Below are 25,208 nucleotides of genomic sequence, written 5' to 3'. Positions count from 1 at the left end.
TTCGGCCGAATGCCGACCTTAGTTACGTGCTCATAGCTCTCTCCTGTCACGCCGGTGTCTCCGCTGGGTGGCGGTCAGCCCGGCTACCACGCGCGGTTGGCAGATTCGACCGCCGGGTGCCGTTCAACAGCGCCGCTGCGACAAACTCGACCACCCTAGAATTTACAGCGTTCCCCAATGCATGGAAGGCTTTGGTAGGAGTGGGCGGTAACTGCTCCAGCCCCTCCAGGCTTTGCAGTCGTGCACATTCCCGGGGCGTCATGTATCGCCGCTCCCAGCCAATAATCGGCACCTGCGTATCGGTCATTGCAATCAGGCTGGGGGCTGTGGTCCGGCGCTTCACGCGCACGCCCGACGCTCTGAATTGCAGCACGTACGCCCAGATGTTTCGCTCGCCGCCCTTCACGTTCCACTCAAGCTTTTGCAGGCTGGAAGGGAATTTGAGAATCTTCGGAAGCCAAGGGTCAATCCACTTCTTGTTATCGGCATAAAACTTTCGATTTTGCCGGATGAAGTCGCGCTTCCACTTAGGAAACTCATACTGCTCCGTGCGAGCATGGCTGGGCAATGCTGCCCAGCGGTCATCCACGGACTCCCAGTCCCCCAGTCGAACGCCATGTGACCCGCGCATATCGAACAGACCGCGCTTTCCCTTTTCGGTCAGAGCGGCATACGGCGTTGATTCTTCGAAGGGGTACGTTGCTCCCCATTCCATCGACCACAGCGGAAACGATGGCAATTCGACTGTCAGTGGACTACGGGCCAGGAAGTCATTCCAAACCTCCAGGCACTCCTTGACCTGCGCGGAAAGCTGTCTCGCGTCGTCTGGATTTTTGTCCAGAATGGTCTCGATAGACGTCGTAGCGTCAATCATTTCCGGCCACTGAAAGCTGGTTAGCGGTTCTGTCGAGCCCACGATGTAGACCCGTTCTCGAATCTGCGGTATGCCAAAGTTGTGTGGCGACAATTTCTCGGCTCTGATGTGATAGCCCAATCCATCCGGGCCGAGGCCGAGTTTTTCCTGAATCTTTTCCCATGTCCGCCCACCATCGTGCTTAAGCAGATTCGGGACATTCTCAAGAATAAAAAATCGAGGCATTTTCTCTTTCAAGATGGCCTCGACATTGAAAAACAGATTACCTTGCTTCGTGCATTCGAAGCCGAGTTGGTCACCTGCTTTTGAAAACGGCTGGCACGGAAAACCCGCAGTCAGCACATCATGACTTGGGACGTCCTTTGGTGATATCAGCGTAATGTCACCTTCCGGCCTCAGCCCGAAATTGACCTCATACAGGTCGCGAAGGTGCTCCTGCCATTCAGCAGCGTAGACACAGGTTCCGCCTAGGCGCTGGAGCGCCAGGTGAAAGCCGCCGAGCCCCGCGAACAAGTCGACGAAACGGAAAGACTTCATTTGCGCCACAAAGCGTCGAGATTAGTTTTCATTGGATATGGCCCATCGCTTCGCGCGCAGGCGCGGGGCGCTCGCCATTATGCCATCTACGGCACGCACTTCACCAACCCCCGCAGGATGCGAGCGGGCGCGCCACCACCACTGTATATCCATACATGTCTCTTGTACACCCCTCGGGAGGGCGGCGGGGGAGTCTTTCTGACCAGTTATCGGCGGGGAAAACGGGAAGGTTTAACCCAGCCCGCCGTCGCCGTACACGCCACGCAGCGTGTCAACACTCGCCCTGCAAACGCGCCAATTTCTTGTCCGTACTAGCTCGCAGGCCCGCCGCAACTGATTCGGGCAGTTTTGTGACTGGCTTCGGAGGCCTATGGGCTGGTGCGACCCTCTCTCCTGTCCATTCCGCGACAGGCTCGAGCAACCGCCGCGACAGCCACCCGAAAAAGACGTCGGGGTGCCAGTAAACACGGTTGCCCAGCTTCACCGGCGCCGGCAAGGTGCCGTCGTTTATCCAGTTCTCCACGGACCGGACAGAAATGCCCAAGACGTCGGCAACCGCCTGCTTCGTAAGAGGTGTGAAAGATTCGTGATGAGAGGTCATGGCAGTACGCACCGAGGTTGAGGTTCGGCCGTATAGAACCGCCTGCCGGGCATGGCCCGAACTATTTCGCGAAATCGACGACCAGCCGCACCCATATACTCGCTACGGCCGACGAGGTCAGTGGCAAATCAGTGGCAACTCCCCCCATATCGCCACTGCGCGCAGGTGCGCGAAATGGAGCGAACCCAAGCGCAAGCCATTGATTTATAATGCATCGACCGCAATCCGGAGCATCGTATCAGGCGGGGAAATCGCGTTCGGGACGTAGAGGCCGGAGGTTCGAATCCTCTCACCCCGACCAATCTAACTTGTTGATTGGTTGGAAAAATCAGCAAGATCAATGGCTTACGGAGCGGTAGCAGCCGGTGTAACATACACCTACTGTTCCGTAAGCTATGACAAATCATCTCCTCAAGCGCGGCACCCGGTATTACATCCGCCGCAAAATTCCACTTGATCTAATCTCGCACTATCGCGGCCGCAAAGAGATAGTCAAAGCTCTTGGCACGTCCGAACCCGCCAAAGCGCGCGAGCGCGTCCGGGAGGAAAGTTACCGGCTCGATCAAGAATTTGCCGCACTTCGACAGCCGACCGGAGATGTGCCGCAAACCGTCGAACTGCGGGAACTCATTCTTGATCCCGTTACGTCCGAGAGTGTACCGACTGGCCGCACCGCAAAAGTTGACCCGCGCCGCCCCGGCTCTTACGTCATCTGCGACTGCGACGGCGAGCAAGTGGCCGTGCTGTGGCCCAAAGATGCCGACGACGCCTACCACAAGCAGCGCCTCAAGCACGCCCGCACATTCGCACACGGGGTCTTGATCGCCCGCGCGTCCGGTACACCTTCCGCGCTGACAGCCTCCGTACCTCCGCAGATAGCATCCTCAGAAACACGCGGCGGCGCGTCATCGGGTCATCTTGCCGCGCTCGTTGAGAAATGGGCCGGGGAGCGCAAGCCCGAGTCTCGAACGGTACGCAAGGCGGAATTGATCGTAGAGCGGTTCTACTCACATGTGGGGCGCGTCCCGGTCGCGGGGATCACACGCGCACATGTCATCGCCTTTAAGGACAAGCTTCTCGAAACCGGTCAAACACCTGTCAACACAAACAAGCAACTAGAACTGCTCGGGACGCTGCTGAACTACGCAAAAGATAATCTACTGGTCTCGGAGAACGCCGCCCATCGCGTCCGTGTTCAGGTCAAAGGCACTGTGAGAGGCAAAACCCGCATCTCGTTCGATGTACCCGCCCTCACCGCGATCTTTTCCAGTCCCGTCTACACACGGAATTTGCGCCCGGTTGGCGGCGCGGGAGAGGCAGCGTATTGGTTGCCGCTACTTGGCTTGTTCACAGGCGCACGGCTAGAGGAACTGGCCCAATTGCGCCCCGACGACATTTACACCGAGAGTTACCACACCTCAAACAGCAGCGTGAAATCTTCCGCCGTGCTGCGCATCACGGATGCCGGGGATGGCCAGACCGTCAAAAACGCGGGCAGCGTGCGACGCATTCCCATCCACCCGGAACTACTTGAGCGCGGGTTCGTAGAGTATGTGCACGCCCAGCGCGGAAAGCCTCGCATTTTCTCAGCACTCGTCGCCAACAAGCACGGGGAGGAGTCCGCGCAATGGTCAAAGTGGTTCGGTAAATATCTGCGCGGGGTCTGCAAGATCACCGATTCGCGTATGGTCTACCATTCGTTCCGGCACGGCTTCAAGGACATGTGCCGCGACTCCGGCGTGCCGAAAGAGGTCGCGGACGCATTGCAAGGTCACAACGATGGCGATGCGTCGGGTGGATATGGCGCTGAATTTTACCCGCTCCGCCCGCTCGTAGAGGCTATGGGCCGTATCCGTGTCCCCGGCCTAACCCTCCCCGCGCCGCCACCAAGCCTTCCGGTAGCCGATCCGCAAACACTCTGATAAATTCGTCAGACGGTAATTGATGGGCGGCAGGCACACTGCCGTCCGCTTTCTGCGGAGCGCGCCGAATGGCTTCAGTGACTATCGACATGGGTTCTGGGAAGCGCGCTACGCTGACCAGTGCGGGAAACTCAACCGGAATGCGCCCATCGGTCGGTCAACGTAGCGCCGTCTCGGAATTGATGCTGCACTGGCCGAAGTATTCGGGGCTGACGACAGGTGCAGCGGGATACCTTCGGAAACTGGGGATTGGTGCGTTCCATAGCGATCCAGTCGCTGCGCTTAGGTCCGCCATAGAGGACGGGCGGGTATCGGTGTCCATCGATCAACCCGTGGCCCGTGGTGGTTCTGCCGGAGGTTCGCCCTCAACCCCGCCATTTCCACGGGCTAACAGGCTCGCCAGCGTGCCGGGAGTGGCCGCGTTGCCAGTAGACAAGCCGCTCCCGAGTTGGGCGACGCCCAGCGATGTGACGGCGGACGAACTGATAAGCTATCTGGAAAGCGTTGTCGCTGGTGCTGGTAGTAGCTTGGCCGGTAATGATATCGGAGGTGCGTCGTCGCTTCTTGGTGAGGCCGCTCCGTTCGAACTTGCTGCCGACGTGCCAAACGACGGGAGTTTTATTTTGGCGGGCACGCCTAACACGGGGCCGGCGGGGTCGTGGTATACGAATCCCGGCTCGGGGCAAATGCGTTTATTCGGAAATAACGGCCTACCCGTCGTAGACTTTGATTTCGATCACGACCACGGGCAGGGGATACCTCATGCGCACAATTGGGATGACGTGGGCGGGGGATTCCCGGTTCGTGGTCCCGGCGTGAGTTTCTCTCCGCTGCCCTGAGAACTAACAACCGACTGCCGCTATGAAAAATTACCACGACGCTGAATTCATCGGTTGCGAATATTCGCGTTCCGCTTCCGCCCTTTCGTTGAGCTTCGAGTGTGCAGACGGAAAAATGTCGAAATTGCTGCTATCCGGCGTCCGGGCGGTGCGCATTAACGACTTCACCCGTCAAAACGTTGTGGCGCGGCTTCTGGTTTCCCCGAAATACCAATTCACGTTGGATGAGGTTGCAACCTACGTAAATTGGGCGAGCAGCCAGCACGACTACCGGGCGCAAGCTAGTGCCGAGAAAATTCAAGCGGTTCACGCTGACATTGCATCAGGAAAGTGTCTGCTGTTCGTGATGGAGCAATCCGCCGGTGCCGAGGCTGTCGTGTTGTGCGACACCCTGCAAGAGACGCCGCTATAAATGCGTGCCCTCACGCCGCACAGGCCCGCTTGACCGTAGCCGTACTCACGCCGAAGCGCTCCGCCGTTGCCGCGATGGTTGCGCCGTTCTCGGCCCGCCAGCCCTTAATCTCGGCGTAGTCGGCGGCGCGCTGGCGTCCGGTGTACTTCCCTTCGGCCTTGGCAATCGCTACGCCTCGCCGCTGCATCTCCACCCGGTTCTTGTAGTCTGCTTCGCCCTGCGCGGCCATGAATGCCAGTACAGCGTCTCGCGTGGCTTTCTCAATCGGGTCCGTCGCGCCGCCATCGAATACCATGCCGTTCAACGTGCATTCGACGCGAACGCCCATATCCATCAAGCGGCGCATCGTGCGGTGCAATTCGTCGTATCGGCGGCTGATCCGGTCGAGCCAGCGGACAATCAGCACGCCGCCGTGCCGCAAGTCGTGTTCTACGCGTTGCCATTGCTGGCGTTGATCCGGCGCGACGTGATACCCGCTCACGCCTTCGTCAACGAACACGTCTTTTTCCTTGACCCCGTGCGCTTTCGCGTCGGCGTACTGGCTGACTGCTGATTGTCCGTCCGTGGTGGAAATGCGCCCGTAGTAGAGTTTCCGCATGGCTCGCTAGCTCAATTAAATTGATAGCTCAATGGTAGCTACTGGCTCACACACGGTCAATCCTATTGAGCCATATTTTCAATGACTCACGTTTGGCTCAGTCAGGTATACCCTATTGATCCGATTCGAACACTGTTTCCGCCCGGCATTCCGAATGAGCACGTAATACGACTCACGGCGAATTATTTTCGACGTGGGACGGCGCTTCCCGTAGATTACGGCGGTTCGTATTCGCCCAACTTTCCGCAGACTTTTTACGTCGCTTTTCGCGGCCGTCCGGGGCGCTTCGGCGGGTTCACTTGCCGGGGTATCATCCAATCTGGTGCACTCCCTGTTGCCAGCGTCATAACCTGTATCGCCGTCATTTGATCGGGGCGCGTCGGCAATCCCGCGAAGACCTGCCGCAGCCTCTGGTTACGCCCTTGCGAATGATTGCTGTCGCGCGGCTCATCGACCCTTGGCAATGCGCGCGGCTTGCCCTTCTTCCCACCCGTCTGTGGCCGCATCCAAACCGGCCATGCCGCTATGCCAGGCCGCGTGTCCCGCCAGCACGCATACACGATGCTCCGCCATACCGCCGCCTCTCTCCAGCGGTATTCCTGCACGCGCCATGCAGCCCGAATATCCTCGCGGCGCGCCCACGGGTGGGTGTCAGCGGCTTCGGCGGCTCTTTGGGTTCGGTCGGCTTGCTGGCGCATGGCGTCCTGTACGGCCATTTCAGCCAACCGTTTATGCTCATTCGCCCGCCATTCCATCCATTTCCAATATGTGTGATTCCGTGCGTTCGCACCCTTCGGCCATTCGGCTTTCTCGGGCGGCGTCTTCCCGGCAAAGTGTTTCCGCCACGACACCTTATCCGCCATGCGCTTCTGTACGGACCATTGCTGCTGTAGGCTGTCTATCGCGATCATGCAGCCCCATAGCCCATCGTGCGGGTTCCGTAACCACTGCTGTACCGCGCTCTTTGCCAGCCGATTCACAGCGCCCATTACAACCGTTGCTGGTGGCTCGGTCGGCATCGCCGCGCCGCCCCGTCCTCTCGATGCCATTGCAGCCACTCTTCAGCCCGTAGCCTTTTGCCTGCCGATCGCATCGCCTTACTCGCCCCGGCCCGTCAGATCGCGGTGCTTGGCGTGGCCACCACTGTTACTACCGGCAACTACCTTGCGTTCATCCATTCATTAACCTCGTTGCGCGCACAACCAATTTAAGCACGCCTGTACCGCTCGTGATTCACGGGTACACGCCCCCTAACCCGACACCCAGCCCCTACCACAGCGCTATACGCGCGCGACAAAGGTACACGCGCCACGCCCAGCCCCAGTGGGGGTGTTTGAATTGCGCGACCTTCGATCCCCGACACCGACCGGTTCGTCGGTTCAAAACGCAAACTGCAATAATTCTTGCCGATTGCGCGCGAAAACCGAGGCCGTTGTGCGCGCGCACGCGTGTACGCGCGTAGCCCAAATATGGGTAAATCAGTTATCCCGCCACCGATAGCCAATCAATTCCACGGCGGTGCAGCGCTATCACGGACTTATGGCATGCCGTAAATCCGTATTGAGCACGTTAAACAATGCGCGCAATTCGTCTTTCGTCTTGTCGCTCAACATTGCAAATGCTTCGCTCCCGTCGCCATGCATAAAATCAGTCAAAGCCGCCACCTGACCCAAGATACGAATAATGCGAGACTGCGGCGCTGGTTGCCATGTGCGTCTAAATTTTTCAGCCATGCAGCACCTCCGGGCAATTCTTCGCTCTGAGTTCATGAAGCGCGCTGCGAACTGCGGTGAGCGTAACGCCGTAAAGGTCGCAGATCGCTTTTTGCTCGTCCAAATCCGAACCGGAAAATAACGCTACGCCATCCTTGGCTGAGAGCAACTTCGATAAAGCGGACAGGTTATCGACACCGACGAGCGCGATATCGACTAGGGTAGGTTCCGAGAGTTCTGAACAAGCGGGGGGTTGATGCATGTCGGGCCTCCTATGAAAACGTAAGCCCCGCTCTCCCATCGCCAAATGGGCGGGCGGGCACAAGGCAGGGTTGGCGAACCGGCATAGGAGGCAACCGGCAGACCCGAAGGTCTCCCTGCCAAGGCCCACCCATTGATCGCATAGGCGCGCAAAGGCATGCAGACGAAAAAGCCGCACATGCGGCGGCTCGTCCGCCTCCTAATAATCGGGTCGCCAAACCCGGCCACGGTGTCTCCGTGACGGCCTCAACAGTAGCCAAATTTTGGGGTATGGTCAAATTGAGTGGGAATCTGCTACACTCTCATGTTCCAGCGGCTACGCGCTCAATTGTAACCTATTGATTTGATTGGGTGAACTAGGTTCGAATCCTCTCACCCCGACCAGATTTGTAAAAAACCGCGCACGCAATGCGCGGTTTTTTTTTGCGCGGCAACGGTGCCGCCCCGCCGCACGGGCAATGCGGCGCCGTACACGAACCGGCCGCGCCCCTCTGCTATAGTCTTTTTCATTCCTGTCATTCACCGACTCTGCGACGCGTGGACCAAATTCCCTTATGGGCGCAAATCAGCGCCGTCTTTCTGCTTCTCCTCTGCTCCAGCTTCTTCTCCATTTCTGAAACCGCGATGATGGCGCTCAACCGCCATCGGCTCAAACATCTCGCGGGCCGCGGCGCGCTCGGCGCAAAAACGACCCAGCGCCTCCTCGCGCGGACCGATCAATTGCTGAGCGTGATCCTGATCGGCAACAACCTGTTCAACACGATCATCCCGGTGCTGACGACGTCGATCGCGCTGCGCACGTTCGGCCACGACAACTTCGTGCTGTCGATCGCGACCGGCATCGTCGCCTTCCTCATCATCGTGTTCGCGGAGATCACACCGAAGATCGTCGGCGCGACGTTCCCGGAGCGGATCGCGTTGCCAGCGAGCGTCGTGATCGCGCCGCTGATGCGCGTGATGATGCCCGTCGTGTGGTTCGTCAACACGCTCGCGGGATCGATCCTCGCCGCGTTGCGGATCAACACGAAGGCCGGCCGCGACCAGCGGCTGTCGACCGAGGAGCTGCGCTCGCTCGTGCTCGAATCGGGCAGCTTCATGCCGACCAAGCACCGCAGCATCCTGCTCAACCTGTTCGATCTCGAGAACATCACCGTCGACGACGTGATGATTCCGCGCCGCCAGATCGAGGCGCTCAACATCCTTGCACCGCTCGACGACGTGCTGCACCAGCTCGAGACCTGCTACCACAATCGGCTCGTCGTCTACGAGGGCGACATCGACCGCGTGCTCGGCGTGCTGCACGTGCGCAAGACGCTCGCCGCGCTCCACAACCAGGATTTCGATCGCGAGACGCTGCGCGCGCTGCTCGCGGAGCCGTACTACGTGCCGTCCGGCACGCCGGTGTTCCAGCAGTTGCAATACTTCCAGGAAAGCCGACACCGCACGGCGCTCGTCGTCAACGAATACGGCGAGCTGCAGGGGCTCGTCACGCCGGAAGACATCATCGAGGAGCTGATCGGCGAATTCACGACGACCATGCCGCGCAGCGAAAACTCGAAAAGCGGCTGGGACGCGAACGGCGAATGCATCGTCGCGGCCAGCATGCCGCTGCGCGAATTGAACCGCTGGCTGCACCTCGGCCTGCCGACCAATGGGCCCAAGACGCTCAACGGCCTGATCCTCGAAGAGCTCGAGGAAATTCCCGAGGACGATGTCTGCCTGAAAATCGGCGACGTGATGATCGAAGTGATGCGCACCGAAGATCAGGGCGTGCGCACGGTCAAGCTGTTCAAGCCGCGCACGCCGCGCGGAGGGCGTGCGCCCGGCGCGTGACGCGCGGCGCGGTTGGCCGATCGGCCGACTGTCGGCCGCCCGCTCGACGCGCGATGATCGTTTCATCGTGTCGAGCAGGCGGCCGCGAGGCCGGTTCCGATGTCCGCAACGCCCTCCAACCCTTCTTTTCCTTCCATGCGGCAGGCGGCCCCCGGCGCCGCGGCGATCGCGCCACCCCGGCCACGCAATCCCGAGCTCGCCGACGACGCGCCCGCGGTCGGCATCGTCGCCGACATGCTGCGCGCAGCGCACGAGCGCGACGCGTCCGACATCCATGTCGAGCCCCGCGAATCCGGCTGGCGCGTGCGCCTGCGGATCGACGGCGTGCTGCACGAATTCGCGCGGCCGCCGGCTCATTTGCGCGACGCATGCGTGACGCGAATCAAGGTGCTCGCGCGGATGGACATCGCCGAACGCCGCGTGCCGCAGGACGGCCGGCTGCGGCTCGCGCTCGCGCCGGGGCGCGCGGGCGATTACCGCGTCAGCTCGCTGCCGACGCTGCATGGCGAGAAGCTCGTGCTGCGGCGTCTGGAGACGCTGCCCGCCGATCTGTCGCTCGCCGCGCTCGGCTTCGACGCGGCTCAGGCGCGCGGCGTCGAAGCGGCGATCGGCGCGCCGCACGGCCTCGTCCTTGTCACGGGACCGACGGGCAGCGGCAAAACGCTGTCGCTGTATTGCTTCCTGCAGATGCTGAACGACGTGTCGCGCAACGTCTGCACGGTCGAGGATCCGGCCGAGATCGAGCTCGACGGGATCAATCAGGTCGGCGTGCGCGAGAAGGCGGGCCTGACCTTCGCGGTCGCGCTGCGCGCGTTCCTGCGCCAGGACCCCGACGTCATCATGGTCGGCGAGATACGCGATGCGCAGACCGCCGACGTCGCGCTGAAGGCCGCGCAGACGGGGCACCTCGTGCTGTCGACGCTGCACACGAACGACGCGCCCGCTGCGGTGGCTCGCCTGCTCGACATCGGCGTCGCGCCGTACAACCTCGCCGCCGCACTGCGGCTCGTGACGGCGCAGCGTCTCGTGCGGCGCCTGTGTCCCGCTTGCCGCGCGCCGTCGGACGCATCGCCCGCTGTACTGCGCGCCGCGGGATTCGACGCCGCGCCGATCGACGCCGGCTGGCGCCCGTATGCCGCGAAGGGATGCGCCGCGTGCCATGGAATCGGTTATCGGGGGCGCATCGGCATCCATCAGGTGATGCCGCTGTCCGTCGAGTTGCGCAATCTGATCGTCGCGCGCGCGAGCAGCGCCGAACTCGCGCAACAAGCGCGCGCCGAAGGCATGACGAGCCTGCGCGATGCGGCGCTCGCCCGCGTTCGCGACGGCACGACGAGCTGGAGCGAAGCGCTCGGCGCAACGGAGGCGACATGAACACGCGTAGCCCGGCCATGCCGACCGAAGCCCGATACCGTTGGGTGGGCGTGACGATCGACGGCGCGCGACGCCGCGGCATGCTGGTCGCCGTCAATCCGTCCGCCGCGCGCGCGGCGCTCAAGCGCACGGGCATCACTGTGCTGCACCTCGAAGCGCGCGGCACAGCGCCGCAGCCCACCGCGCGGGCGAGCGAGGTCACGCGTTTCGCACGGCAGCTCGCGGGGCTCTTGCACGCGGGGCTCGCGCTCGCGCCGTCGCTCGAGTTGCTCGCGCAAGCGACGCGGCGAAGCGAAATGCCTCGCATTGCGGCGGGCCTCGCGCGCGAGATCGTCGCAGGACAGCAGTTCTCCGCCGCACTGCGCCGCTATCCGCGCCAGTTCGACTCGTTTTTCTGCCAACTGGTCGCGGTCGGCGAGACCGCGGGAGCGCTCGCTGCCGTGCTCGCACGGCTCGCAGACGATCGCGAGCGCGCAGCCGCGCAATATGCACGCGTCAGAGGGGCGCTCGCTTACCCGGTCGCCGTGCTGCTGTTCGCGCTCGCGATCACCGCGGCGTTGCTGATCTGGGTCGTGCCGACGTTCGAACAGATCTTCGCGGGTTTCGGCGCCACGCTGCCTGCGCCGACCCGTTTCATTCTGGCGCTGTCGGCCAGCGTGACGCGCTGGAGCGCGCCTGCCGCCGCGGCCACGCTGCTCGCCGGCGTTGCCGTTCGCCACGCGGCGCGCCGTTCCGCAACTGCACGCGTTGCGCTTGCGCAGGCGCTGCTGCGCGCGCCGCTCGTCGGACCGCTTGCGCAGACGCTCGCCGCCGCCCGATGGAGCCGCGCGCTCGGCACGCTGCTCGCCGCCGGCACGCCGCTCACCGACGCGTTCGCCGCACTGTCGAACGCGACCGGCAACCCACGTTTCGATCTCGCGACGGCCGGCATCGCCGCACGTCTGCAGCACGGCGAACGGCTCGCCCGCGCGATGCGCGCCGAAGGCTGCTTTCCCGACGACCTCGTCCAGCCAATCGCCGTCGCCGAGGAATCGGGCACGCTGGACACGATGCTCATCGACGTCGCGACGCTCTGCGACCGCCGCATCGACGAACAAATCGGCGTGCTTGCGAACCTGTGCGAACCCGTCGTGATCGTCGTGCTGGGCGCGCTGATCGGCGCACTCGTCGTCGCGATGTACTTGCCGATCGTCCAGCTCGGCAACGTGGTGTAGCATCGCAGCCGAATCCGACTCCATTCGCGATGCCAACCGCCTCGATGACGCCCAATCCGTTCTTTACCGGCCCTCCCGAACACGCGGCAGCAGCCGGGCCGCTCGCCGCGTTCGCGGCGCTCCCCACGGGCATGCAGCTTGCGTTCGCAATCGTGCTCGGTCTCGTCGTCGGCAGCTTCATCAACGTCGTCGTCCATCGGCTGCCGATCATGATGAAGCGCGCGTGGCTCGCCGAAATCGCCGAAGCGACGGGCGAGCCGTCCGTCGACGACGGCTTGCCGGCGCGCTACGACCTCTGCGTGCCGCGCAGCGCGTGCCCGCATTGCGGCCATGTGCTGAGCGCGTGGGAGAACGTGCCGGTCCTCAGCTATATCGCGTTGCGCGGCCGCTGCCGGCGCTGCCATGCGCCGATCGGCGCGCGCTATCCGCTCATCGAGCTCGCGAGCGGCGCGCTCGCCGCCGGCGCGCTCGCGCTCTTCGGGCCGAGCGGCGCCGCGCTCGCCGCGTTCGGCCTGTGCGCGGCACTCCTTGCGATGAGCGCGATCGACATGCAAACCGGCTTCCTCCCCGATTCGCTGACGCTGCCGCTCCTGTGGGCGGGACTGTGCGTCAATCTGTGGGACACGTTTGCGAGCCTTCGCGCCGCGGTGGTCGGCGCAATCGCTGGCTATCTGTTTCTCTGGTGCATTCTGTGGCTCTTCAAATTGCTGCGCGGCATCGAAGGTATCGGCTATGGCGACCTGAAGCTCCTCGCCGCGCTCGGCGCATGGCTCGGCTGGGAAGCCTTGCCGCAAGTCGTGCTGATCGCCGCGGTCGCCGGCGCCGCAGTCGGTCTCGTCGCAACCTGGCGTGGCCGCATGCGCTTCGAGGAGCCGCTGCCGTTCGGCCCGTTCCTTGCGGCGGGAGGCGCCGCGACCCTCTTTTTCGGCACGCCGTTCTACCTGCTGCTCGGAGGCTGAACCATGTTTTCGGTGGGATTGACGGGTGGAATCGGCAGCGGCAAGACGACCGTTGCCAATCTGTTCGGCGAGCTCGGCGTGACGATCGTCGATGCCGATCTGATCGCGCACCGCATCACCGCGCCGCAGGGCCTCGCGATGCCGTTCATCACGCGCGAATTCGGCGCGGAATTCGTCGCGGCCGACGGTTCGCTCGATCGCGAGAAGATGCGCGCGCTGATCTTCAGCGACGAATCCGCGCGCAAGCGGCTCGAAGCGATCACGCATCCGCTGATCCGCGAAGAAACCGAGCGCGAGGCGGGCGCGGCGCAAGGCGCGTACGTCGTCTTTGTCGTGCCGTTGCTGGTCGAGTCGGGAACGTGGAAGACGCGAGTCGACCGAGTGCTCGTCGTCGATTGCGACGTCGAGACGCAAATCGCGCGCGTGATGTCCCGCAACGGCTTCGCCCGCGAGCAGGTGGAAGCGATCGTCGCGCGACAGGCGTCGCGCGACGCGCGTCTCGCCGCCGCGGACGACGTGATCGTCAACGACCATGCGTCCGTCGGCAAGCTCGCGGCCGAAGTCGCCGCACTGCACCAACGCTATCTCGAATATGCGGCCGCCGCGCAAAATTGACGCGCTTGCGGCACGCATGTTGCGTCCGGCGCACGAAACCGCGCAGCGTGTCGCGCCCCCTGAAAAATGGCGCGATTGCTAGGGTAGACGGTGGGCATTAGAATGTCCCTGCAATTTTGGTCACCCCCAACGCGAGAGGCGAGCGCGCTTGATTCTTTACGAGTATCCGTTCAACGAGCGAATCCGCACGCTGTTGCGTCTCGAAGATTTGTTCGAACGCTTTACGTTCTTCGTGGCTCAAGAGGACGCGAGAGAGCATCATGTCGCGCTGACGACGCTGTTCGAAATCGCCGAAGTCGCGGGCCGCGCAGATCTGAAATCGGATCTGATGAAGGAACTCGAACGCCAGCGCCAGACGCTCGCGCCGTTTCGCGGCAATCCCGGCATCGAGCAGAACGCGCTCGAAGCAGTGCTCGGCGAAATCGAGCAGACGCTCGCGAACCTCGCGCAAATGCAGGGCAAGACCGGCCAGCATCTGATCGACAACGAGTGGCTCGCGAGCATCCGTAGCCGCGCGGTCATTCCCGGCGGCACCTGCAAATTCGATCTCCCGTCGTACTACGCGTGGCAGCAGTGGCCTGCCGGGCAGCGCCGCCAGGACATCGCGAAGTGGGCGATGCCGCTCCTGCCGCTGCGCGACGCGGCGATGATCGTGCTGCGCCTCGCGCGCGAATCCGGGCAAGCATCGAAGGTGATGGCGATGCAGGGCAGCTATCAGCAGATGCTGTCCGGGCGCACGTACCAGTTGATGCAGGTGCGCGTGCCGCACGAGCTGCGCGTGATTCCCGAAGCGAGTGCGAACAAATATATGCTGTGGGTGCGCTTCACCGCGCAGGACGGCGACGTGCGGCCGCGCGCGGTCGACATCGACGTGCCGTTCCAGCTCACGCTCTGCAATCTGTAACGGCGGCCTTGCGCCGCATCGATGATCCGTATGGCTACTGTCGTGAAATGCCCGTCCTGCGGCAAGGAAGTGCGCTGGACGCCCGAAAACCGTTTTCGCCCATTCTGCTCCGCCCGCTGCAAACAGCTCGATCTCGGTGCTTGGGCGGCCGAGAAATACCGGATCGGCGGAACCGACGACGAAGCGCCGTCCGACGACGACGCCGGCAATCGGGAAGGCGGCGACCGCGGCTGACCCCGCCCGTCGCGGTGGGCGCCCCGGCCGAATGCGGCCGGGGAGCGAAGGCTCCGCGCACGTTTATTGCGGCGCGGCGCCTTGCTCGCGCGCGAGCAAATCGAGCACCGGCAGCGCGGCGGGCAGCAGCGGCGCGACGTCGACGGGCAAATGCCGCCAGACGAACGCCTGCCCTTCGCGGCTGTGCGGCTCGCCCGTCCAGCCCGTCACCTTGCAGAAGTACAGACGAACATACGCGTGCGGATAATCGTGCTCGAGCGTATGCCAGCGATGGCATTCGGTCACGAAGATGCCCAGTTCCTCGTGCAGTTCCCGGGCAAGCGCCTCCTCGACGCTCTCGCCAGCCTCGAGCTTACCGCCCGGGAATTCCCAGTATCCCTCGTAAGGCTTGCCGGGCAGCCGCTGCGCGAGCAGGTAGCGGCCGTCCGGCTGCACCAGCACGCCGACCGCCACCTCGGTCACCTTGCGGCCCGCGCCGGCGGGCGCCGTCGCGTTCGTGACTTCGATACTCATACGTTCTCCTTGCGGCCCGCGCGATCGCGCGCGAACTGCCATGCGACCCGGCCGGAGCGCGAGCCGCGCTCGAGCGCCCAGACGAGCGCGTCGCCGCGCGCCGCTTCGACTTCGGCGTCGTCGCAGCCGAAATGCCTGAGCCAGTGGCCGACGATCGCCAGATAGTCGTCCTGCTTGAACGGATAGAAGCTGACCCAGAGGCCGAAGCGCTCCGACAGCGAGATTTTCTCCTCGACGACCTCGCCCGGGTGGATCTCGCCGTCCGGCAGATGCTTGTACGTCTCGTTGTCGCTCATGTACTCGGGCAGCAGATGGCGGCGGTTCGACGTCGCGTAGATCAGCACGTTGTCGGACTGCGCGGCGACCGACCCGTCGAGCGCGACCTTCAGCGCCTTGTAACCCGATTCGCCTTCTTCGAACGACAGATCGTCGCAGAACACGATGAAACGCTCGGGGCGCGCCGAGATCAGCTCGACGATGTCGCCCAGGTCGTGCAGATCGTCCTTGTCGACTTCGATGAGCCGCAGGCCGTCGGCCGCGTACGCGTTCAGGCACGCCTTGATCAGCGACGACTTGCCGGTGCCGCGCGCGCCCGTCAGCAGCACGTTGTTCGCAGGCTTGCCGTTCACGAACTGGCGCGTGTTCTGCTCGATCAGCACTTTCTGGCGATCGATGTTCTGCAAATCGTCGAGCTGGATCGTCGAACGCGCGGCGACGGGCTGCAGATAGCCGCGCCCCTGGCGCTTGCGCCAGCGGAACGCGGACGCGGCAGCCCAGTCGACCGCCGCCGCAGCCGGCGGGAGAATCGCTTCGAGGCGCCCAAGCAACGCTTCGGCGCGGGTGAGGAACTGCTCGAGTGGATCCATGATGTCGCGCCCCGGCCGCTTACGAACGATAGTCGGCGTTGATGCTGACGTAATCGTGCGACAAATCGCAAGTCCAGATCGTCGCTTGCGCATCGCCGCGGCCGAGCAGCACGCGAACCGCGATCTCGCTTTGCTTCATCACGCGCTGGCCGTCCTCCTCGAGATACGCGGGATTGCGGCCGCCCGCCTTCGCGACGAGCACGTCGTCGAGATACAGGTCGATCTTGCCGACGTCGAGGTCCGCGACGCCCGCGTAGCCGATCGCCGCGAGAATCCGGCCGAGATTCGGGTCCGACGCGTAGAACGCCGTCTTCACGAGCGGCGAATGGCCGATCGCATACGCGATCTGGCGGCACTCCGCAGTGCTCGCGCCGCCTTCGACCGTCACCGTGATGAATTTCGTCGCGCCTTCGCCGTCGCGCACGATCAGTTGCGCAAGCGTCTGCGCGACGGCCGTCACCGCGTCGCGCAACGCCGCATACGCGGGCGAATCGGCCGACGCGATCTCGGGCAGGCTCGCGCGGCCGGACGCGATCAGGATGAACGAGTCGTTCGTCGACGTATCGCCGTCGATCGTGATGCAGTTGAACGAACGGTCGGCCACTTCCTTCACGAGCGCGTCGAGCACGGGCTGCGCGACCTTCGCGTCGAACGCGAGGAAGCCGAGCATCGTCGCCATGTTCGGCTTGATCATCCCGGCGCCCTTGCTGATGCCAGTCAGCGTGATCGTGTGGCCGTCGATCGTCACCTGGCGCGACGCCGCCTTCGCCAGCGTGTCGGTCGTCATGATCGCCTGCGCGGCGTCGTGCCAGTTCGCGGCCGCGCGGTTCGCGAGCGCGGCGGGCAGGCCGGCCTTCAGGCGGTCGATCGGCAGCGGCTCGAGGATCACGCCCGTCGAGAACGGCAGCACCTGCTCGGGGGCGATGCCCGCGAGGCGCGCGAGCTCCGCGCACGTCTCGCGCGCATGCGCGAGGCCCGGCTCGCCCGTGCCCGCGTTCGCGTTGCCCGTGTTGACGACGAGCGCGCGAATGCCGGCGCCGCCCGCGCGCACCTTCGCCAGATGCTCGCGGCAGACCGTCACGGGCGCCGCGCAGAAGCGGTTCTCGGTGAACACGCCCGACACGGTCGCGCCTTCGTCGACGGAGACGACGAGCACGTCCTTTCGGTTCGGCTTGCGAATGTTCGCCTCCGCCCAGCCGAGCGTCACGCCGGCGACGGGATGCAATTGCGCGGGATCGATCGAGGGAAAATTGACAGCCATCTGAAGCACCTGCCCGAAGGAAAATGCCGGCGTTCGAGCCGGCATCGATTGGATTGAAGAACCGGCGGCCGCTCGCGCGCCGCCGCGCATCACACCTCAAAAAATCTTGCGCACAGACGACGCGGCGCGCTCATCGCGCGCCGCCTTCGATCACGTCAGCTCAGCTTGCCGTGACAGTGCTTGTACTTCTTGCCGCTGCCGCACGGGCACGGATCGTTGCGGCCGACCCGCGGCACTTCGCCCCCTGGGCCGCTGTGGCTCATCGCGTGGCCGACCATCTCGGCCGTCGCGTCCGCGACCACCGCGCCACCCGCCGTCGCCGCGGCGGCGGCCGCGAAATCGGCGTGCTGGAACTCGACGTTGCCGAGCTGGCCGCCCTGCTCCTCGATCTGCTCGGCCGCCTCCTCGAGCTGCTCGGGCGACTGGATCTGCACGTTCATCACGATCCGCGTGACTTCCTGCTTCACCGCGTCGAGCATCGCCGCGAACAGTTCGAACGCCTCGCGCTTGTATTCCTGCTTCGGGTTCTTCTGCGCATAGCCGCGCAGGTGGATGCCCTGACGCAGATGATCGAGCGCCGCGAGGTGCTCGCGCCACAGGCGGTCGAGCGTCTGCAGCATGATCGAGCGCTCGAACGCGCTGAACGATTCGCGGCCGACCAGCGCGACCTTCGCCTCGTAGTGCTCGTCGGCGGCCGTCGTGACGGCGTCGAGAATCTCGTCCGCGTTGATCGACGACGACTCGTTCACCATTTCCTGGATCGCGAGGTCGAGCTGCCAGTCGTTGCGCAGCGTCTCTTCGAGCTCGGGCAAATCCCACTGCTCCTCGATGCTGCCCGCCGGCACGAACTGGCGGACCACTTCCGAGATCACGCCGTGACGCATCGCGCCGATCGTTTCAGCGATGTCGTGCGCTTCGAGCAGTTCGTTGCGCTGCTGGTAGATCACCTTGCGCTGATCGTTCGACACGTCGTCGTATTCGAGCAGTTGCTTGCGGATGTCGAAGTTGCGCGCCTCGACCTTGCGCTGCGCCGATTCGATCGAACGCGTGACGATGCCCGCTTCGATCGCCTCGCCTTCCGGCATCTTCAGGCGATCCATGATCGCGCGCACGCGGTCGCCCGCGAAGATGCGCAGCAGCGGGTCCTCGAGCGACAGGTAGAAGCGCGACGAGCCCGGATCGCCCTGACGGCCCGCGCGGCCGCGCAACTGATTGTCGATCCGGCGCGACTCGTGACGCTCGGTGCCGATGATGTGCAGGCCGCCCGCGGCCTTCACCTGCTCGTGCAGCGTTTCCCATTCGTCGTGCAGCGTCTGGATGCGGCGCGCCTGCTCGTCGGCCGGAATCGACTCGTCGGCCTCGATGAACGCCGCCTGCTTCTCGACGTTGCCGCCGAGCACGATGTCGGTGCCGCGGCCCGCCATGTTCGTCGCGATCGTGACGCGCTTCGGCCGGCCGGCCTCGGCGACGATCGCCGCTTCGCGCGCGTGCTGCTTCGCGTTCAGCACCTCGTGCGGCAGGCCCGCCTGCTTGAGCAGATGCGACAGCAGCTCCGAGTTCTCGATCGACGTCGTGCCGACGAGCACGGGCTGGCCGCGCTCATGGCACTCGCGGATGTCGCGGATCACCGCGTCGTAGCGCTCCTTCGCGGTCTTGTAGATCTGATCCTGCTTGTCGATCCGCTTCGGCGGCCGGTTGGTCGGGATCACGACCGTCTCGAGGCCGTAGATCTCGTTGAATTCGTATGCCTCGGTATCCGCCGTGCCCGTCATGCCCGCGAGCTTCGCGTACATCCGGAAGTAGTTCTGGAACGTGATCGACGCGAGCGTCTGGTTCTCGCTCTGGATCTTCACGTGCTCCTTCGCCTCGACCGCCTGGTGCAGGCCGTCGGACCAGCGGCGGCCCGGCATCAGGCGGCCCGTGAATTCGTCGACGATGATCACTTCGCCGTTCTGCACGACGTAGTGCTGATCGCGATGGAACAGCGTGTGAGCGCGCAACGCCGCGTACACGTGGTGCATCAGCGTGATGTTCTGCGGCGCGTAGAGGCTCTCGCCGTCGCCGATCAAGCCCCATTCGGAGAGCAACCGCTCGGCCTTCTCGTGGCCCGACTCGGTCAGGAACACCTGGCGGCCCTTCTCGTCGAGCGTGTAGTCGCCCGGCTTCTCGACGCCCGTGCCGTCCGCCTTCTCCTCGCCGATCTGGCGCTCGAGGAGCGGCGGCAGCGCGTTCATCCGCACGTACAGCTCGGTGTGGTCCTCCGCCTGGCCCGAGATGATGAGCGGCGTGCGCGCCTCGTCGATCAGGATCGAGTCGACTTCGTCGACGACCGCGAAGTTGAGCGGCCGCTGCACGCGCGAATCGGTCTCGTAGACCATGTTGTCGCGCAGGTAGTCGAAACCGAATTCGTTGTTCGTGCCGTACGTGATGTCGGCCGCGTACGCTGCCTGCTTCTGGTCGTGCTCCATCCCCGACAGGTTGACGCCGACGGAAAGCCCGAGGAAGTTGTAGAGGCGGCCCATCCACTCGGCGTCGCGCTGCGCGAGGTAATCGTTGACCGTCACGACGTGCACGCCGCGGCCGGCGAGCGCGTTCAGATACGCGGCGAGCGTCGCGACGAGCGTCTTGCCCTCGCCCGTGCGCATTTCGGCGATCTTGCCGTAATGCAGCACCATCCCGCCGATCATCTGCACGTCGAAGTGGCGCATCTTCAGCACGCGGCGGCTCGCCTCGCGGCACACGGCGAACGCTTCGGGCAGGAGCTTGTCGAGCGACTCGCCCGCCGCGATGCGCTGACGGAACTCCCCTGTCTTGCCGCGCAACTGGTCGTCCGTCAGCTTTTCGATCTGCGTTTCGAGCGCGTTGATCGTCGCGACGGCCTTTTGGTATTGCTTGACGAGCCGCTGATTGCGGCTGCCAAAAATTTTCTGAAGAAAACCGGTTGTCATCGGATCGGGTGTGCGTCGGTGCAACGGCCCCGGAGCGGTGAACGCCCTCCCCGGCGCGCCGAGCCTCGGCGGCTTAGCGTAGAAGTGAATTCAAACGTTGAATTTTAGCACGCGCACCAAGGCGCGCCGGTGTCGGCGGCGGCAGCCGCCGTGGGGCGCGGCCGGGCCGGGCAAGCAGCCGAAGTTCACCGGCGAACGGGCGGCGGAGCGCGATTCTCGGGCGCTCGACAGCGCGGCGCATCGAAAGGCGGCGCGGGCGACGGGCTCACGCCGGTGATCCCGCGCCTGGCGTCGGTGTTCGGGGTCGGAAGACGGGCCGCAGCCGACAAACGATACCCGCGGCCGCCAAACGACATCGCGGTACAATCGTCGCATCGCTCCACCATCCGGTCGCCCGTCATGCGCCCAATCACGCGGCGCCGCCGACTTTCCTCATGAACCGACCGCCGAAGCAGCTATTTCGCCCCAACGACTGGTCGCGGCCGCGAGCGGCTGCCGACGTCCTCCAGCGCACCGACGCGTTCGCCGCGCTGCGCGCGGGCGTCGAGCAGGTCGCGGCGCTGAAGCGGGATCTGGTCGCGCTGCTCCCCGACTACCTGGCGAACCACGTCGAGCCGGGCTTCATCAAGGACGGCACGCTCACGCTGTTCGCTGCGCACAATGCGCTCGCCGCCCGGTTGCGGCAAGTCGAGCCGCGGCTGCTGTCCGATCTTCAGGCGCGCGGATGGGCGATCGCCACGCTGAAAGTGCGCGTGCGCCCGCAGCCCGCGCCCGAGCCGCCGCGCGTGAAGCAGGCGCGGATGTCGGCAGCCGGCACCGACGCGCTGCGCCAACTCGCCGATGCGCTCGAGCCGTCGCCGCTGCAAAGCGCGCTGGCGCGCATGGCCGCGCGCCACACGAAAACGCCTCGCTGATCCTTTTCGCCACGCGGAAGCCGTGCCCGCACGTACCGCACGACGCATCCGCAACCCATCACCGGACGGCCCCCGTGCGCGAGCGCGAGTGCCGATGCGCGATTCATTGTCTGGTCACCGGGCTCGCCGCTGAGCCCCTCCCAGCGCGTATTGGACTTGGCCGGAATGATGAAATGCCGGCTCTCACCGCCCGAGACCAGGTTGCACGGCAACTGGGCCCAGGAATCCTCTGTCGAAGACGGTAATGGTGTGGTCCGGCACGCGCGGGATGTGTTGGCGTGCCGAGATCATCTCGTTGACGTCGTAAGGGCCAAATTCCGTATCGCGCGCCAGGTGGGTAGGAATGGCCGTCAGCGTGACCGCGCGCAGTTGGGGATAGCTGCCCACCCGGTCATGCGTGGCCGCAGATGCCCCGAAATGCTCGCGGTTGGCGACGCTGTCGGCCGTGCGCAGCGTGTGCCGTCCATCGCGAGCCGCGACAGCCCGTTGACGTAGAACCCGTCAACGATCTCGCTGATCGACTGATGCCGGTGCAACGCCAGCGCGATCACCAGCCACACCACCTGAAAGGCGGGTGCGATTCAACCAGCGGGCGGAGGTCGTCGGTCGGCATGGCGATGAAAGTTAACATCGCCACGTCATGTTTACAACCGGTTGGCACAACAAAAATGCCGTTCAGTCGGTTAACTGAACGGCATTAGGCCCGCAGGCCACCTTCTTGTCGCCGTCTCGCGTGCGCAACGCATCAGCGCATCACGCGAACGCTGTCTGCGCGTCGAAGCCGAAGCCCGTCGGCGCCGCCTTCGGATCGTCGAACGTGACGATCTCATAGGCTTCCTCGTGCGCGAGCAGCTCGCGCAGCAACGCGTTGTTCAATCCGTGGCCCGACTTGTACGCGGTGTACGACGCGAGGAGCGGATGGCCAATCACGTACAGATCGCCGATCGCGTCGAGCATCTTGTGCTTGACGAACTCGTCGTCGTAGCGCAGCCCGTCGTTGTTGAGTATCCGGTACTCGTCGAGCACGATCGCGTTGTCCATGCTGCCGCCGCGCGCCAGCCCGAGCTCGCGCATCATCTCGACTTCGTGCGCGAAGCCGAACGTGCGCGCGCGCGCGATCTCGCGCACGTACGAGGTGTTCGCGAAATCGACCTCGAGCTCCTGGCCCGTCTTGTCGACGGCCGGATGCCGGAAATCGATCGTGAACTTCAGCTTGAAGCCGAAGTACGGATCAAGACGCGCGAACTTGTCGCCGTCGCGAATCTCGACGGGCTTCGTCACCTTGATGAACTTCTTCGCCGCATTCTGCTCTTCGATGCCGGCCGACTGGATCAGGAACACGAACGTCGCCGCGCTGCCGTCCATGATCGGGATTTCCTCTGCCGTCACGTCGACGTACAGGTTGTCGATGCCGAGGCCCGCGCACGCCGACATCAGATGCTCGACCGTCGACACGCGCACGCCATCCTTCTGCAGCACGGACGCGAGCCGCGTGTCGCCGATCGACAGCGCCGAAGCGGGAATGTCGACGGGCGTCGGCAGATCGACGCGCGAGAACACGATGCCCGTGTCGGGCGCCGCAGGGCGAAGCGTCAGTTCGACCTTGCGGCCCGAGTGCACGCCGATGCCGACGGTCTTGACGATCGATTTGATGGTGCGCTGCTTCAACATGGTCACTGTCTTCTTGATTGAGAATATCAATCAGGAGTTTTATTCGATAGGTGAGATTATAGCGTAAATCCCTATTTCGCGTCGTGATGATCGACGTTTCAAACTGTTTCGGCGCATTACCCTGCGGAAATGCGAGACGGGCCGACGCCCGGAACGGAGGCGTTCCCGGTCGTCGACCCGTGTTACAACCGCGTGTCGGGCACGCCGCGGCGTTCAGTGCGTCAAACTGGCCAGCACGCTGGCCGCATCGCTCACTTCGAACTTGCCCGGCGCTTCGACGAACAGCGTCTTGACCACGCCGTCGTCGACCACCATCGCGTAGCGTCGGGAACGAATCCCCATGCCGCGCGCGGACAGGTCCTGCGTCAGTCCCAGCGCATGAGTGAAAGCCGCGCTGCCGTCCGCCATCATGCGCACCTTGCCCGCGGTGTGCAGATCGCGTCCCCAAGCGCCCATCACGAATGCGTCGTTGACGGCAACGCACCAGATCTCGTCGATGCCCGCCGAGCGCAACGGCTCGGCATGCGCGACGTAGCCCGGCACATGCTGCGCCGAACAGGTCGGCGTGAACGCGCCCGGCAATCCGAAGATCACCACGCGCTTTCCCGCCGCCTGCTCGCGCACGCCAAAGGCGTTCGGCCCCAGCGTGCAGCCCGCGCGCGCGTCGTCGAGATACTCGAAGAGCTGCGCGTCGGGCAGCGTGTCGCCCACTTGAATCATGCCTGGTCCTTCATAGCGATACGGTCGTTCGCGACAGACGACGCGGCCCGGCCCGGCGTCGCGAAGCGACGCGGCCTGTCGTCAGCCGTTTCATCCGTCACGTCGGCTCGTGCCGCGCGCGAAACCGCGCGGCGCGAAGCCTCGCGCGCGTCAGTCGGCCTGCTTGCGCAGGAATGCCGGAATGTCGTACGTGTCGACACCCTTCTCCTGCAGCGCCTGCACGTGCGACGCCGCCGTCTCGCGCGAGTTGCGCCACACGGCCGGCGTATCGAACGCGCCGTAGTCGCCCGTGCTCACGTGATGCGAAGCCGCGTAGCCCTGCGGCGCCGCGCTGATCGGCTGATTGTCCGTGCCGGTGCGCAGCAGCGTCATCGGCGCGGACTGCTGCTTCTTCGCCGCGCGGCCGAGGCCCGTCGCGACGACGGTCACGCGCAGCGCGTCGCCCATCGCGTCGTCGTACACGGCGCCAAAGATCACGGTCGCGTCGTCGGCCGCGTAGCTCTTGATCGTATTCATCACTTCGCGCGTTTCCGACAGACGCAGCGAGCGGCTCGACGTGATGTTGACGAGCACGCCGCGCGCGCCCGACAGATCGACGCCTTCGAGCAGCGGGCTCGCGACCGCCTGCTCGGCCGCCAGGCGCGCGCGATCGACGCCGGCAACCGTCGCCGTGCCCATCATCGCCTTGCCCTGCTCGCCCATCACCGTCTTCACGTCTTCGAAGTCGACGTTCACGAGGCCGTCGACGTTGATGATCTCGGCGATGCCCGCCACCGCGTTGTTGAGCACGTCGTCAGCGCACTGGAAGCACTTGTCCATCTCGGCGTCGTCGCCCATCACCTCGAACAGCTTGTCGTTCAGGACGACGATCAGCGAATCGACGTGATCCTCCAGTTGCTGCGAACCGGCTTCCGCGACGCGCATCCGCTTGCCGCCTTCGAACTCGAACGGCTTGCTCACGACACCGACGGTCAGAATGCCCATCTCCTTCGCGATCTGCGCGACGACGGGCGCGGCTCCGGTGCCGGTGCCGCCGCCCATGCCGGCCGTGATGAACACCATGTGCGCGCCGCGCAGCGCGTCGGCGATCCGCTCGCGCGCCTCCTCGGCCGCCGCACGGCCCATCTCCGGCTTCGCGCCGGCGCCGAGGCCGGTGTTGCCGAGCTGGATCACGGACGGCGCGCGCGCGCGCGACAGCGCCTGCGCGTCGGTGTTCATCACGATGAAATCGACGCCCTGCACGCCCTTGTTGATCATGTGCTGCACCGCGTTGCCACCTGCGCCGCCAACGCCGATCACCTTGATGATCGTGCCGTTGGTTTCGGTTTCCAGCATTTCGAATTCCATTGTTGCCTCCGTCAAGAAAAGAACCGCTACTCGGCCGTTATTCGGCGGAAGATCGGGCAACCCTCCGTCGCGCGCCGGC

The 25,208-nt window shown here is 64.4% G+C and carries 24 protein-coding genes; 10 read left to right on the top strand and 14 right to left on the bottom strand.

Annotation, left to right across the window (positions count from 1 at the left end; genetic code table 11):
* Positions 1-46: 46 nt before the first annotated feature.
* Positions 47-1,411, bottom strand: a complete 1,365-nt coding sequence (locus tag AQ610_RS02765; RefSeq protein WP_043282257.1) for a DNA cytosine methyltransferase — start codon at positions 1,409-1,411, stop codon at positions 47-49.
* Positions 1,412-1,682: 271 nt separating this feature from the next.
* Positions 1,683-2,012: a helix-turn-helix transcriptional regulator gene (locus tag AQ610_RS38315; RefSeq protein WP_080594948.1), complete on the bottom strand. Its 330-nt coding sequence runs from the start codon at positions 2,010-2,012 to the stop codon at positions 1,683-1,685.
* Positions 2,013-2,407: 395 nt separating this feature from the next.
* Between AQ610_RS38315 and AQ610_RS36720 the strand changes: the two genes are divergently transcribed.
* Together AQ610_RS36720 and AQ610_RS02750 are read left to right on the top strand one after the other, a co-directional pair.
* Positions 2,408-3,934, top strand: a complete 1,527-nt coding sequence (locus tag AQ610_RS36720; protein ID WP_006025171.1) for a site-specific integrase — start codon at positions 2,408-2,410, stop codon at positions 3,932-3,934.
* A gap of 861 nt (positions 3,935-4,795) precedes the next feature.
* A complete protein-coding gene (locus tag AQ610_RS02750) occupies positions 4,796-5,185 on the top strand; it encodes a hypothetical protein (RefSeq protein WP_038774581.1) in 390 nt (129 codons plus the stop codon).
* 10 nt (positions 5,186-5,195) lie between these two features.
* On the opposite strand, the gene AQ610_RS02745 is transcribed toward AQ610_RS02750, so the two are convergent.
* The 4 genes from AQ610_RS02745 to AQ610_RS32460 form a co-directional block, all read right to left on the bottom strand.
* Positions 5,196-5,783, bottom strand: a complete 588-nt coding sequence (locus AQ610_RS02745; protein WP_006025170.1) for a recombinase family protein — start codon at positions 5,781-5,783, stop codon at positions 5,196-5,198.
* 254 nt (positions 5,784-6,037) lie between these two features.
* Positions 6,038-6,694 carry a hypothetical protein gene (locus tag AQ610_RS35750; RefSeq protein WP_144411914.1) on the bottom strand — a complete coding sequence of 219 codons (657 nt, stop codon included), beginning with the start codon at positions 6,692-6,694 and terminating at the stop codon, positions 6,038-6,040.
* Between the two features lie 618 nt (positions 6,695-7,312).
* On the bottom strand, positions 7,313-7,516 hold the full coding sequence (locus tag AQ610_RS35745) for a hypothetical protein (protein WP_144411913.1): 204 nt from the start codon (positions 7,514-7,516) through the stop codon (positions 7,313-7,315).
* A complete protein-coding gene (locus tag AQ610_RS32460) occupies positions 7,509-7,757 on the bottom strand; it encodes a hypothetical protein (RefSeq protein ID WP_080594947.1) in 249 nt (82 codons plus the stop codon). The genes AQ610_RS35745 and AQ610_RS32460 overlap by 8 nt, the downstream gene beginning before the upstream one ends.
* Positions 7,758-8,380: 623 nt before the next feature.
* Between AQ610_RS32460 and AQ610_RS02740 the strand changes: the two genes are divergently transcribed.
* The 7 genes from AQ610_RS02740 to AQ610_RS02710 all read left to right on the top strand — a co-directional run bounded on the left by AQ610_RS02740 (position 8,381) and on the right by AQ610_RS02710 (position 14,889).
* A complete protein-coding gene (locus AQ610_RS02740) occupies positions 8,381-9,589 on the top strand; it encodes an HlyC/CorC family transporter (RefSeq protein WP_231748940.1) in 1,209 nt (402 codons plus the stop codon).
* A 99-nt stretch (positions 9,590-9,688) separates the two neighbouring features.
* Positions 9,689-10,963 carry a GspE/PulE family protein gene (locus AQ610_RS02735; protein WP_045554819.1) on the top strand — a complete coding sequence of 425 codons (1,275 nt, stop codon included), beginning with the start codon at positions 9,689-9,691 and terminating at the stop codon, positions 10,961-10,963.
* Positions 10,960-12,177, top strand: coding sequence for a type II secretion system F family protein (locus AQ610_RS02730; protein ID WP_043282256.1), 1,218 nt, complete (start codon positions 10,960-10,962; stop codon positions 12,175-12,177). Before AQ610_RS02735 ends, AQ610_RS02730 begins: the two co-directional genes overlap by 4 nt.
* Before the next feature lie 44 nt (positions 12,178-12,221).
* Entirely contained in the window at positions 12,222-13,136 is a 915-nt protein-coding gene (locus AQ610_RS02725) for a prepilin peptidase (RefSeq protein WP_006025166.1), read from the top strand.
* Positions 13,137-13,139: 3 nt separating this feature from the next.
* Positions 13,140-13,751 (top strand): dephospho-CoA kinase, encoded by a 612-nt coding sequence (gene coaE, locus AQ610_RS02720; RefSeq protein WP_006025165.1) that lies wholly within the window; start codon positions 13,140-13,142, stop codon positions 13,749-13,751.
* A 148-nt stretch (positions 13,752-13,899) separates the two neighbouring features.
* Positions 13,900-14,655 carry a cell division protein ZapD gene (zapD, locus tag AQ610_RS02715; RefSeq protein ID WP_006025164.1) on the top strand — a complete coding sequence of 252 codons (756 nt, stop codon included), beginning with the start codon at positions 13,900-13,902 and terminating at the stop codon, positions 14,653-14,655.
* 30 nt (positions 14,656-14,685) lie between these two features.
* A complete protein-coding gene (locus AQ610_RS02710; RefSeq protein ID WP_006025163.1) occupies positions 14,686-14,889 on the top strand; it encodes a DNA gyrase inhibitor YacG in 204 nt (67 codons plus the stop codon).
* Between the two features lie 63 nt (positions 14,890-14,952).
* Here the strand turns inward: AQ610_RS02710 and AQ610_RS02705 are convergent, their stop codons facing one another.
* The 4 genes from AQ610_RS02705 to secA form a co-directional block, all read right to left on the bottom strand.
* Positions 14,953-15,402: an NUDIX domain-containing protein gene (locus tag AQ610_RS02705; RefSeq protein ID WP_006025162.1), complete on the bottom strand. Its 450-nt coding sequence runs from the start codon at positions 15,400-15,402 to the stop codon at positions 14,953-14,955.
* Positions 15,399-16,268, bottom strand: coding sequence for an ATP-binding protein (locus AQ610_RS02700; protein ID WP_006025161.1), 870 nt, complete (start codon positions 16,266-16,268; stop codon positions 15,399-15,401). Before AQ610_RS02700 ends, AQ610_RS02705 begins: the two co-directional genes overlap by 4 nt.
* 19 nt (positions 16,269-16,287) lie before the next feature.
* Entirely contained in the window at positions 16,288-17,529 is a 1,242-nt protein-coding gene (gene argJ / locus AQ610_RS02695; RefSeq protein WP_009913672.1) for a bifunctional glutamate N-acetyltransferase/amino-acid acetyltransferase ArgJ, read from the bottom strand.
* A 155-nt stretch (positions 17,530-17,684) separates the two neighbouring features.
* Entirely contained in the window at positions 17,685-20,477 is a 2,793-nt protein-coding gene (gene secA, locus AQ610_RS02690) for a preprotein translocase subunit SecA (protein WP_006025159.1), read from the bottom strand.
* A 434-nt stretch (positions 20,478-20,911) separates the two neighbouring features.
* Here secA and AQ610_RS02685 point away from each other — a divergent pair, with 434 nt between their 5' ends.
* On the top strand, positions 20,912-21,391 hold the full coding sequence (locus AQ610_RS02685) for a DciA family protein (RefSeq protein WP_006025158.1): 480 nt from the start codon (positions 20,912-20,914) through the stop codon (positions 21,389-21,391).
* 183 nt (positions 21,392-21,574) lie between these two features.
* Here AQ610_RS02685 and AQ610_RS35740 read toward each other — a convergent pair whose 3' ends face one another.
* The 4 genes from AQ610_RS35740 to ftsZ all read right to left on the bottom strand — a co-directional run bounded on the left by AQ610_RS35740 (position 21,575) and on the right by ftsZ (position 25,129).
* Positions 21,575-21,778 carry a hypothetical protein gene (locus tag AQ610_RS35740; RefSeq protein WP_051990339.1) on the bottom strand — a complete coding sequence of 68 codons (204 nt, stop codon included), beginning with the start codon at positions 21,776-21,778 and terminating at the stop codon, positions 21,575-21,577.
* Between the two features lie 366 nt (positions 21,779-22,144).
* Positions 22,145-23,062 carry a UDP-3-O-acyl-N-acetylglucosamine deacetylase gene (gene lpxC, locus AQ610_RS02675; protein ID WP_006025157.1) on the bottom strand — a complete coding sequence of 306 codons (918 nt, stop codon included), beginning with the start codon at positions 23,060-23,062 and terminating at the stop codon, positions 22,145-22,147.
* A 213-nt stretch (positions 23,063-23,275) separates the two neighbouring features.
* Entirely contained in the window at positions 23,276-23,782 is a 507-nt protein-coding gene (locus tag AQ610_RS02670; protein ID WP_006025156.1) for a peroxiredoxin, read from the bottom strand.
* Between the two features lie 150 nt (positions 23,783-23,932).
* Positions 23,933-25,129, bottom strand: coding sequence for a cell division protein FtsZ (gene ftsZ / locus AQ610_RS02665; RefSeq protein ID WP_006025155.1), 1,197 nt, complete (start codon positions 25,127-25,129; stop codon positions 23,933-23,935).
* Positions 25,130-25,208: the final 79 nt, after the last annotated feature.

The sequence above is a fragment of the Burkholderia humptydooensis genome, assembly GCF_001513745.1.
Lineage (GTDB): Bacteria > Pseudomonadota > Gammaproteobacteria > Burkholderiales > Burkholderiaceae > Burkholderia > Burkholderia humptydooensis.
The sequence above is the reverse complement of the archived record's forward strand: the minus strand, read 5'-3'. Positions and strand labels throughout refer to the sequence as shown.

What these genes read in the sequence shown, in the direction of transcription:
- AQ610_RS02765 (WP_043282257.1), bottom strand. Translation starts at nt 1,411, where the DNA reads ATGAAGTCTTTCCGTTTCGTCGACTTGTTCGCGGGGCTCGGCGGCTTT.
- AQ610_RS38315 (WP_080594948.1), bottom strand. Translation starts at nt 2,012, where the DNA reads ATGACCTCTCATCACGAATCTTTCACACCTCTTACGAAGCAGGCGGTT.
- AQ610_RS36720 (WP_006025171.1), top strand. Translation starts at nt 2,408, where the DNA reads ATGACAAATCATCTCCTCAAGCGCGGCACCCGGTATTACATCCGCCGC.
- AQ610_RS02750 (WP_038774581.1), top strand. Translation starts at nt 4,796, where the DNA reads ATGAAAAATTACCACGACGCTGAATTCATCGGTTGCGAATATTCGCGT.
- AQ610_RS02745 (WP_006025170.1), bottom strand. Translation starts at nt 5,783, where the DNA reads ATGCGGAAACTCTACTACGGGCGCATTTCCACCACGGACGGACAATCA.
- AQ610_RS35750 (WP_144411914.1), bottom strand. Translation starts at nt 6,694, where the DNA reads ATGATCGCGATAGACAGCCTACAGCAGCAATGGTCCGTACAGAAGCGC.
- AQ610_RS35745 (WP_144411913.1), bottom strand. Translation starts at nt 7,516, where the DNA reads ATGGCTGAAAAATTTAGACGCACATGGCAACCAGCGCCGCAGTCTCGC.
- AQ610_RS32460 (WP_080594947.1), bottom strand. Translation starts at nt 7,757, where the DNA reads ATGCATCAACCCCCCGCTTGTTCAGAACTCTCGGAACCTACCCTAGTC.
- AQ610_RS02740 (WP_231748940.1), top strand. Translation starts at nt 8,381, where the DNA reads ATGATGGCGCTCAACCGCCATCGGCTCAAACATCTCGCGGGCCGCGGC.
- AQ610_RS02735 (WP_045554819.1), top strand. Translation starts at nt 9,689, where the DNA reads ATGTCCGCAACGCCCTCCAACCCTTCTTTTCCTTCCATGCGGCAGGCG.
- AQ610_RS02730 (WP_043282256.1), top strand. Translation starts at nt 10,960, where the DNA reads ATGAACACGCGTAGCCCGGCCATGCCGACCGAAGCCCGATACCGTTGG.
- AQ610_RS02725 (WP_006025166.1), top strand. Translation starts at nt 12,222, where the DNA reads ATGACGCCCAATCCGTTCTTTACCGGCCCTCCCGAACACGCGGCAGCA.
- coaE (WP_006025165.1), top strand. Translation starts at nt 13,140, where the DNA reads ATGTTTTCGGTGGGATTGACGGGTGGAATCGGCAGCGGCAAGACGACC.
- AQ610_RS02710 (WP_006025163.1), top strand. Translation starts at nt 14,686, where the DNA reads ATGGCTACTGTCGTGAAATGCCCGTCCTGCGGCAAGGAAGTGCGCTGG.
- AQ610_RS02705 (WP_006025162.1), bottom strand. Translation starts at nt 15,402, where the DNA reads ATGAGTATCGAAGTCACGAACGCGACGGCGCCCGCCGGCGCGGGCCGC.
- AQ610_RS02700 (WP_006025161.1), bottom strand. Translation starts at nt 16,268, where the DNA reads ATGGATCCACTCGAGCAGTTCCTCACCCGCGCCGAAGCGTTGCTTGGG.
- argJ (WP_009913672.1), bottom strand. Translation starts at nt 17,529, where the DNA reads ATGGCTGTCAATTTTCCCTCGATCGATCCCGCGCAATTGCATCCCGTC.
- secA (WP_006025159.1), bottom strand. Translation starts at nt 20,477, where the DNA reads ATGACAACCGGTTTTCTTCAGAAAATTTTTGGCAGCCGCAATCAGCGG.
- AQ610_RS02685 (WP_006025158.1), top strand. Translation starts at nt 20,912, where the DNA reads ATGAACCGACCGCCGAAGCAGCTATTTCGCCCCAACGACTGGTCGCGG.
- lpxC (WP_006025157.1), bottom strand. Translation starts at nt 23,062, where the DNA reads ATGTTGAAGCAGCGCACCATCAAATCGATCGTCAAGACCGTCGGCATC.
- AQ610_RS02670 (WP_006025156.1), bottom strand. Translation starts at nt 23,782, where the DNA reads ATGATTCAAGTGGGCGACACGCTGCCCGACGCGCAGCTCTTCGAGTAT.
- ftsZ (WP_006025155.1), bottom strand. Translation starts at nt 25,129, where the DNA reads ATGGAATTCGAAATGCTGGAAACCGAAACCAACGGCACGATCATCAAG.